This is a genomic window from Reyranella sp. (assembly GCF_050185545.1).
In the GTDB taxonomy this organism is placed as follows: domain Bacteria; phylum Pseudomonadota; class Alphaproteobacteria; order Reyranellales; family Reyranellaceae; genus Reyranella.
Genome location: NZ_JBFWZI010000014.1, coordinates 1 through 7,242, shown reverse-complemented (window position 1 = coordinate 7,242; position 7,242 = coordinate 1). Strand labels below are relative to the sequence as shown.

Sequence of the window (7,242 nt, the reverse complement as noted above, 5' to 3'; positions counted from 1 at the left end):
GTCGAAGCTCTCGAGGCCTGGCTGCGCCACAAGCTCCAGCTCATCAGCCGGAAGAGCACGCTGGCCGAGGCGATCCGCTACGCCCTGTCACGCTGGCAAGGCCTGTGCCTGTTCCTCTACGACGGTCGCATCGAGATCGACAGCAATGTCGTGGAGCGCGCCATCAGGCCGATTGCCCTGACGCCCAAGAGCGACCTGTTCGCCGGGTCCGACGGCGGCGTCGAGCATTGGGCTGCGATCGCCTCGTTATCTCAACCTGCAGGCTCGACGACGTAGAGCCCTACGGCTATCTCGCCGACGTCATTGTCGATGGCCATCCCAACACTCGCCTCGACGAGCTGCTGCCCTGGGCCTATCCCGCCCCACCTCAGCTCAAGGCCGTGGCCTGAAAACGACGCTTACGTATGATGGTCAGGTACTGCAGCAGCCCGAAGGTGCTGCTATCCACGTTCGCAAGGGGGCATGAGTGTCTTACAGAGCGACGCGACGGCAGGTTATTTCTTCGGCGATCGCCTCGACAATTTCGGGCGCCGGTCTCGGTGCCAGTTGCGCTCGGGCTGCCGAGGATTCTTTGTCGACGCGATTCGCCAGGAACAAGCTCTATTTCGGCGCGGCGGTTCGCGTGCAAGAAGTCATGAGGGAGCCGGATTTTCGCGATGCGCTCTTGCGCGAATGCGACTATCTCACGCCGGAAGTCGCACTGAAGTGGACTACAGTCGAACGTTCACCCAACGCCTTCGATTTTACATCGATGGACGCTCTGACGAACTTTGCGCTTGCCAACAAAAAGCAGCTCTATGGCCACACTCTCGTCTGGCACAAGAGCGTACCGCCCTGGGCTGCATCAACACTAAGCGAAAAGGGTGGGTGGAAGTTGATTCAGCGCTACTTCCAGGCCGCACTGTTGCGGTATGCCCATGCCATTGCGCAATGGGACGTCATCAACGAACCGATTGAGACAGGCTATCGGATGGACGGCCTGAGAAGCAGTCCTTTCCTGCAAGCGTTCGGAGCCGACTACATCGCACGGGCACTGTGGGAGGCCCGCGGGCTTGCGCCGCAAGCGAAATTGATGATCAATGAATTCGGTCTCGAGTATGATTCGCGGCTCGAGCATGACCGACGCTATCACTTCCTCAAACTGCTGGAACGGCTGAAAGGCGCTGGCGTTCCGCTGGATGGCGTCGGCCTGCAAGCGCATCTCGACCTGTCGAAGGGTGCCCTTTCGACCGACGCCTTGAGACGGCTTCTCAAGGACATCGCAGACCTCGGCCTGTTCATCGTCGTCAGCGAGCTGGACGTCAAGGAATACGACTACATCCTGCCTGTAGAGCAGCGCGATGCCCGCGTGGCGGACGAGGTCAGGCGCTATCTCGAAGTGGTGTTGGCTGAGCCCGCAGTCCGCGGTCTGAGCACCTGGGGATTGAGTGACCGGCATTCGTGGCTGCAGGTCACCCCGGAGGATCTTGCGCGCTATCCTCACGCCTGGAAGGACGGTTCAAGCCCGGGCGTGAACCGTGGCCTTCCGTTCGACACCTCTATGAAGCCAAAACCGATGTATCGAGCGATTGCCGAAGCCGGGGGCCAGCGCCGCTGAGCTCTCGGCGTCAGCCCGGTTTGTACTCGAGTTGCTTCGGTTCGACATAGCCCAGGGTGCCGTGTGCCACACGGTCACGAACCAAGAGCTTGTTGTCGTCCTTCTTGAGGGTACGTTCCCACACCAGGCCCAGGTTGTTGCGATACATGCCGTAGCCGATCCAGAGAGGAATCGCCCAGAAGATCCACCACATGCCGAGAAAGATCGGATTGACGCGCAGCATGTAATGGACCCTCTGCCATGTCGTGTCCATGATGAGCTTCGTCCGGATCCATGCCCGCCAGTAGAGGCTGGCCATGAAGTAGAGATTCACAGTGACGTTGACGGCGGCCCAGTAAAGCGACCACTCGGGCAGGATTCCGGTGCCGTCGTACCACTTCCATGCAGCCCATACAGAGAGGGGTAATCCGAGGCAATTGAAGGACATCGTCAGACAGGGCAGGAAGATCAGCCATGCCTTGATCTTCTCGATGAGCGAGAAACCCAGGCGATCCATGGGACCATCACGGAACTTCAACGTCTGGAAGAATCCGGCAACCCAGCGCTTCCTCTGCGTGACGGCGTCGGCGAAGGTCGTCGGCCCCTCTTCGATCAGCGATCCTTCCATGATACCGAGCTTGATGCCGTTCTTCCACAGCCGGAGGCCAACCTCGGGATCTTCGATCGTGAGCCAAGGATGGAAGCTGCCGAGGTCGTAGATATCCCGGGCGCGAAAGAACAGGCCCTTGCCCAGCATCCAGTACGGTTGCGTCGGATCGCCGGACAGGTGCTCGTACTTGCTGCCATCCCACGCCATGTGATCGAAGGCGCAGAAGGCCGAGGCCCATGTGAGGCCGGCGTTGCCCGCGACATTCTTTGCCTGCAGCGCCCCGTACCTGCGCGCGCCGATCGCCGCCGCCAGGAAGTGATCCTTGGGCGGGCAGGAATCGGCGTCGGTGTAGCTGATCAACGTGCCTTCTTCCGGATTGGTGGCCATCCAGTTGTAGAAGGCATAGATCAATTGCCGCGTCTTCTTGGGCGGCAGGTCCTTGTTGTAGGCGTTCGCGCCCTCGTGCCACCAATAGGCTTTCGGGTTTGCGTCCCAGGCGTCCCACACCGGCTGCCAGGATGGATGGTCGGTCGGTGGGACCTCGAGCAGCTCGAGGAACGGAAACTCCATCTGCAGATTCTTCAGAGCGGCGACCGTCTCCCGGTCAGTCGAGTTGGGGATCGCGATAACGCGATAGCGATCCTTCGGGTACTCGAGCTCGTTGAACGCGATCATGGTGGTGCGCATGACAGCTTCCTGTTCCTTCAGAACAGGATAGAACAGGGTGATCGCGGGATAATCCTTCTTGGAGCCTGGCACGAGGCGAAACCGCTCGTCCATGTCGACCATGTTGACGGGGCGCGAAAAAAGGTAGGCGTCCACAAGCAGCGACAGCGAATAGAGCGCCTGGGTGACAAAGTACAGGACCACCAGGATGATCGGGACGGAGGCGACCCACAAGGTGTCGACGATTTCCAGATCGAACATTACTTCATCTTTCCTTCTTGCGATGCAATACGAGGCGTTGCGGATGGGTGTCGGTCATCCAGCGACCCTCTATCACGTCCGGCTTGGCGGCTGTCGGCAGCTTCATCACGTAGTAGTAGTGTGTGCCATTCCACTTCGTGCCGCTGTCGATCCGGAGCTCGCCGTCCTCGGCCCTGCTCCACCAGTTGGGTGCTTCACCCATGCCGACGACGTTGTTGATGTCCTCACGACCACCGATCGAGACATTCCAGGCCATCGCCAGCAGGACCCGGCCGTCGGGCAGGATGTCCTTGACGACCATGGCGAGGCACATCTCGCTGCCGCCGGCCATGATCACCGTCCCCGTCCACACGCCGGAGAGGAGTTCGAGGCCAGGCGGCACATCGCTCGGAGGCACGACGTCGTACGTGAGCGGCCTGTCGCAGAGACGGCGGGTTATCTGCGCGGCGGAGCCTTCCGACGCGATTGACGCGACCACGCAGCAGGCGAGTGCCGTGGCAATTCGTGAAACGAGTGACATGACCTATCCTCTTGACGCTGCGCGACTGCCTGAAGGCGGGCTAGACGAGCAACTTGCTCCTCTGGAGTTCCGCCAGGCTTTCCTGGCTGCGATTGACCGGAGCCTTGGCCGTAGCGACCCATTGGATCAGCTCGGTCATGCCCGCCTCGAACGAGCGGCGGGGCGTGAAGCCGAACTCGCGCCCGATCTTGCTGATGTCGGCAAAGCAATGCCGCACGTCGCCGACGCGATACTTGTACAGGATCTCGGGGGCGATGTTCTTGTGCAGCAACCGGGCGAGCACGTGGGCCATCTCGGTAACCGAGATCGATTTCCCGCTGCCGACATTGAAGGCGTCCCAGATGCGCCGGTCGCTGTCCAACACCGTCGCGAAAGCCTCGGCGACGTCCTTGACGTGCACGAAGTCGCGCCGCTGCTCGCCATCCTCGAAGATGAGCGGCGGCTGATCGTTGAGCAGGCGTGAAATGAAGATCGCCGCCACGCCGGTGTATGGATTGCTGAGCGCTTGGCGCGATCCATAGGCGTTGAACAGCCGGAGAGCTACGGTCGGAATCTCGAGTGCGCGGCCAACCGCCAGGAACATCTCCTCGTGATCGCGCTTGTTCACCGCGTAGATGGAGTTCGGCTGCAGGAGCTTGTCCTCGGTCGTCGGCAGCGGCTTCAGTGCCTCGTTGCCTTCAACGAGCTCCCAACGGCGGCTATGAAGCTGTTCGTTGGTGCGCAGGTTCGGAAACACGGGTGCGGCGCCGGCTCCCCGGGAATAGGCGCCTTCGCCATAGATCGACATGGACGAGGCGACTGCGATCCGTCCGATGGTGTGCTTCTTGCGCGACAGCGTTTCGAGCATGACCGCCGCGGTCATGACGTTGTTGCGCGTATAGTCGACGATGTTGCTCATGCTCTGGCCGACCCCGACGGACGCCGCCAGATGCGCGAGGTGAGTCACGCCTTCAATGCTCTTGTCGAAGACGCCCTCGTCGATCAGGTCACCCTTGATGCGCTTGGCGCGCGGGTCGAGATAAACCGGCCAGCCGTCGTCATCGAGCTCGGCGTCGCCGTGAACCTGCGGCGACAGGTTGTCGAGCACTGTCACGTCGTAGCCCCGCTCGAGCAGGGTATCGACCAGATGTGAACCGATGAAACCTGCGCCACCGGTTACCAGAGCATGCCTTTTCATAGTGTCATCCTTTGAGCGATATCGACGTTCGGTTGTTTGGCTATGGGGAAATGTTCGCCGCCACGCGCCGCAGCGGCGTGGGCCGGCAGTCGGGCGGTGCGACCGATGCCGTGGACGACGAACCCTTCTTCCACGAACTCCTCGTGATCGAGCAGATTGCGCAGGTCGACGATCGTGCGGCCCCGCATCACCCGAGCCAGGGTCTTGACGTTAAGGGCGCGGAACTCACGCCACTCCGTGGCGATCACGGCGCAGTCGGCTCCCCAACAGGCGTCCAGCGCCGAGCTGCAGAACTCGACTCCGGACAGCATCCGACGGGCATGCCACATGCCCTGGGGATCGAACACGCGCACCGAGATGCCCGCCTGTTTCAGGCCTTCGATCAGGGTAAGGGCGGGCGACTCGCGCACGTCGTCGGTGTCGGCCTTGAATGTCAGACCGAGGACCGTCACCACCTTGCCTTTGACGTCGTTGCCGAGGGCACGCACCACGCGCTGCGCCATGGCATTCTTGCGAGCCGTGTTTGCCGCGACCGCACTGGAGACGACATTGAGCCTGACCCCATTGTCGCCAGCCGTGGCCAGCAGAGCATCGCAATCCTTCGGGAAGCAGGAGCCGCCGTAGCCGGGACCAGCGTTCAGGAACGCCGAGCCAATCCGACGATCCAGGCCCATTCCGGCTGCAACTTCCTCGACGTCGGCGTCCACCGCCTCGCAGAGGTCGGCGACTTCGTTGATAAAGGAGATCTTGGTGGCGAGGAAGCAGTTGGAGGCGTACTTGACGAGCTCGGCTGCCCGCCGCGAGGTCGCAAGCAGGGGAGCACCGCGGCTGGTGAGCGGCGCGTACGTCCTTTCGAGGACATCGCGTGCACGATCGTCCTCGGTGCCGATGACGATCCGGTCGGGAGCCATGAAATCGCCGATTGCGTTGCCCTCGCGGAGGAATTCAGGGTTGGAAGCGACGCTGAACCGCAATGCAGGCGCGGCGGTACGCATGATGTCCGCGATCTTGTCTCCGGTGCCGACCGGAACCGTCGACTTGGTGATGATCACCAGGCCATCGGACGCTGTCCGGGCCACCTCGCGCACGACCGCGAATACGCTCGACAGATCCGCGCTCTGGTCGATGCTGCTCGGCGGTGTGCCGACAGCGATGAGAACGGCCTCTACGCCGCGGTTCAATTCAGCGAGGTCGCTGGCGAAGGTGAGCCGTCCCGCGGCAGCGTTGCGCAGGACCAGCTCGTCGAGGCCGGGCTCGAAGATCGGAAGGATACCTGATCGCAGGCCCTCGATCTTCTTTGCGTCACGATCGACGCAAACGATCTCGTGGCCAAGTTCAGACAGACAGGCACCGGTGACGAGGCCGACATAGCCCGAGCCAACAATCATCAGCTTCATGTCACGCTCCAATCAAGTCTCTCGAGACCCGCCCGACCTTAGAGATCAGGCTCCGGTAAGGAGCGACCTGGGCAAGGCTGCCGCTGTTAAGTTGTTCTTCGAAATATGCGATCGTCTCGCGGAGGCCGGTCAGGAGGTCGACCTTCGGCGACCAGCCGAGCACGGACTGCGCACGGGCGATATCGGGACGGCGCCGCCGCGGATCATCGATGGGTAGCGGACGATGGACGATCGACGACCTGCTCCCGACGATGTCGACGATGGACTCGGCGAGTCGACCCACGGTGATCTCCGCCGGATTGCCGAGATTTACCGGGGCGACGCTCGCGCCGTCCGCGGCCATCAGCCGGATGAATCCACTGATGAGGTCGGTGACGAAGCAGAATGATCGGGTCTGCTCGCCCGTGCCGTAGATGGTGATATCCCGACCGAGCAGCGCCTGGACGATGAAGTTCGAAACAACGCGTCCGTCATCGGGCTGCATGCGCGGCCCATAGGTATTGAAGATGCGCGCGATGCGCGTGTCGATTTTGTGGCGCTGTCCGAAATCCGTTACCAGGGTCTCGGCGAACCGCTTTCCTTCATCGTAACAGGAACGCGGACCGACGGCATTGACGCTGCCGCGGTAGTCCTCCGACTGGGGATGCATCTCGGGATCGCCGTAGATCTCGGATGTCGAAGCCTGGAAGAATCGTGCACCGTGGCGCTTCGCGGCCTGGAGGCAGTTGTATGTGCCTTGGCTGCAGATCAGCGCCGTCCTGACCGGATCAGACTGGTAATGCGGCGGGGAAGCCGGGCATGCCAGATTGTAGATCTGGTCGAAACGCGGGAGCTTGGACGCGAACGGCTCGACAATGTCGTGTTGAACGACGCTGAACCGTCCGCTTGCCGACAGCGCGCGAACGTTTTCGGGCCGCCCAGTGTCGAAATTGTCGACGCAGATCACCCGATGTCCTTGGCCGACCAGGCGTTCGCAGAGGTGCGAGCCCAGAAATCCGGCGCCCCCCGTAACGACGATTCGAAACGCTTCCTGCG

At 61.8% G+C, this 7,242-nt stretch carries 6 protein-coding genes and 1 pseudogene; 2 read left to right on the top strand and 5 right to left on the bottom strand.

Annotated features, from left to right (window positions below):
• Together AB7O82_RS05875 and AB7O82_RS05870 are read left to right on the top strand one after the other, a co-directional pair.
• Nucleotides 1–389 (top strand): annotated as a pseudogene (locus tag AB7O82_RS05875) (IS66 family transposase); the annotation flags it as partial.
• 182 nt (nucleotides 390–571) lie between these two features.
• The gene (locus AB7O82_RS05870) at nucleotides 572–1,597 is read left to right on the top strand and encodes an endo-1,4-beta-xylanase (protein WP_428618906.1); all 1,026 of its coding nucleotides are present in this window, start codon (nucleotides 572–574) and stop codon (nucleotides 1,595–1,597) included.
• Between the two features lie 10 nt (nucleotides 1,598–1,607).
• Here the strand turns inward: AB7O82_RS05870 and AB7O82_RS05865 are convergent, their stop codons facing one another.
• From AB7O82_RS05865 to AB7O82_RS05845, 5 genes are read right to left on the bottom strand one after another with little or no spacing between them, the layout of a single operon-like run.
• Nucleotides 1,608–3,113, bottom strand: coding sequence for a glycosyltransferase family 2 protein (locus AB7O82_RS05865; protein ID WP_428618903.1), 1,506 nt, complete (start codon nucleotides 3,111–3,113; stop codon nucleotides 1,608–1,610).
• Between the two features lie 4 nt (nucleotides 3,114–3,117).
• Nucleotides 3,118–3,633 carry a hypothetical protein gene (locus AB7O82_RS05860; protein WP_428618900.1) on the bottom strand — a complete coding sequence of 172 codons (516 nt, stop codon included), beginning with the start codon at nucleotides 3,631–3,633 and terminating at the stop codon, nucleotides 3,118–3,120.
• A 40-nt stretch (nucleotides 3,634–3,673) separates the two neighbouring features.
• Nucleotides 3,674–4,810, bottom strand: coding sequence for an NAD-dependent epimerase/dehydratase family protein (locus AB7O82_RS05855; RefSeq protein ID WP_428618898.1), 1,137 nt, complete (start codon nucleotides 4,808–4,810; stop codon nucleotides 3,674–3,676).
• On the bottom strand, nucleotides 4,807–6,207 hold the full coding sequence (locus AB7O82_RS05850) for a UDP-glucose dehydrogenase family protein (protein ID WP_428618895.1): 1,401 nt from the start codon (nucleotides 6,205–6,207) through the stop codon (nucleotides 4,807–4,809). Before AB7O82_RS05850 ends, AB7O82_RS05855 begins: the two co-directional genes overlap by 4 nt.
• 1 nt (nucleotide 6,208) lies before the next feature.
• Complete coding sequence (locus AB7O82_RS05845) at nucleotides 6,209–7,225, bottom strand: UDP-glucuronic acid decarboxylase family protein (protein ID WP_428618927.1); 1,017 nt, start codon at nucleotides 7,223–7,225, stop codon at nucleotides 6,209–6,211.
• Between the last annotated feature and the right edge of the window lie 17 nt (nucleotides 7,226–7,242).

Coding starts and splice junctions, on each gene's coding strand:
- AB7O82_RS05865 (WP_428618903.1), bottom strand. CDS start 3,113: ATGTTCGATCTGGAAATCGTCGACACCTTGTGGGTCGCCTCCGTCCCG.
- AB7O82_RS05860 (WP_428618900.1), bottom strand. CDS start 3,633: ATGTCACTCGTTTCACGAATTGCCACGGCACTCGCCTGCTGCGTGGTC.
- AB7O82_RS05855 (WP_428618898.1), bottom strand. CDS start 4,810: ATGAAAAGGCATGCTCTGGTAACCGGTGGCGCAGGTTTCATCGGTTCA.
- AB7O82_RS05850 (WP_428618895.1), bottom strand. CDS start 6,207: ATGAAGCTGATGATTGTTGGCTCGGGCTATGTCGGCCTCGTCACCGGT.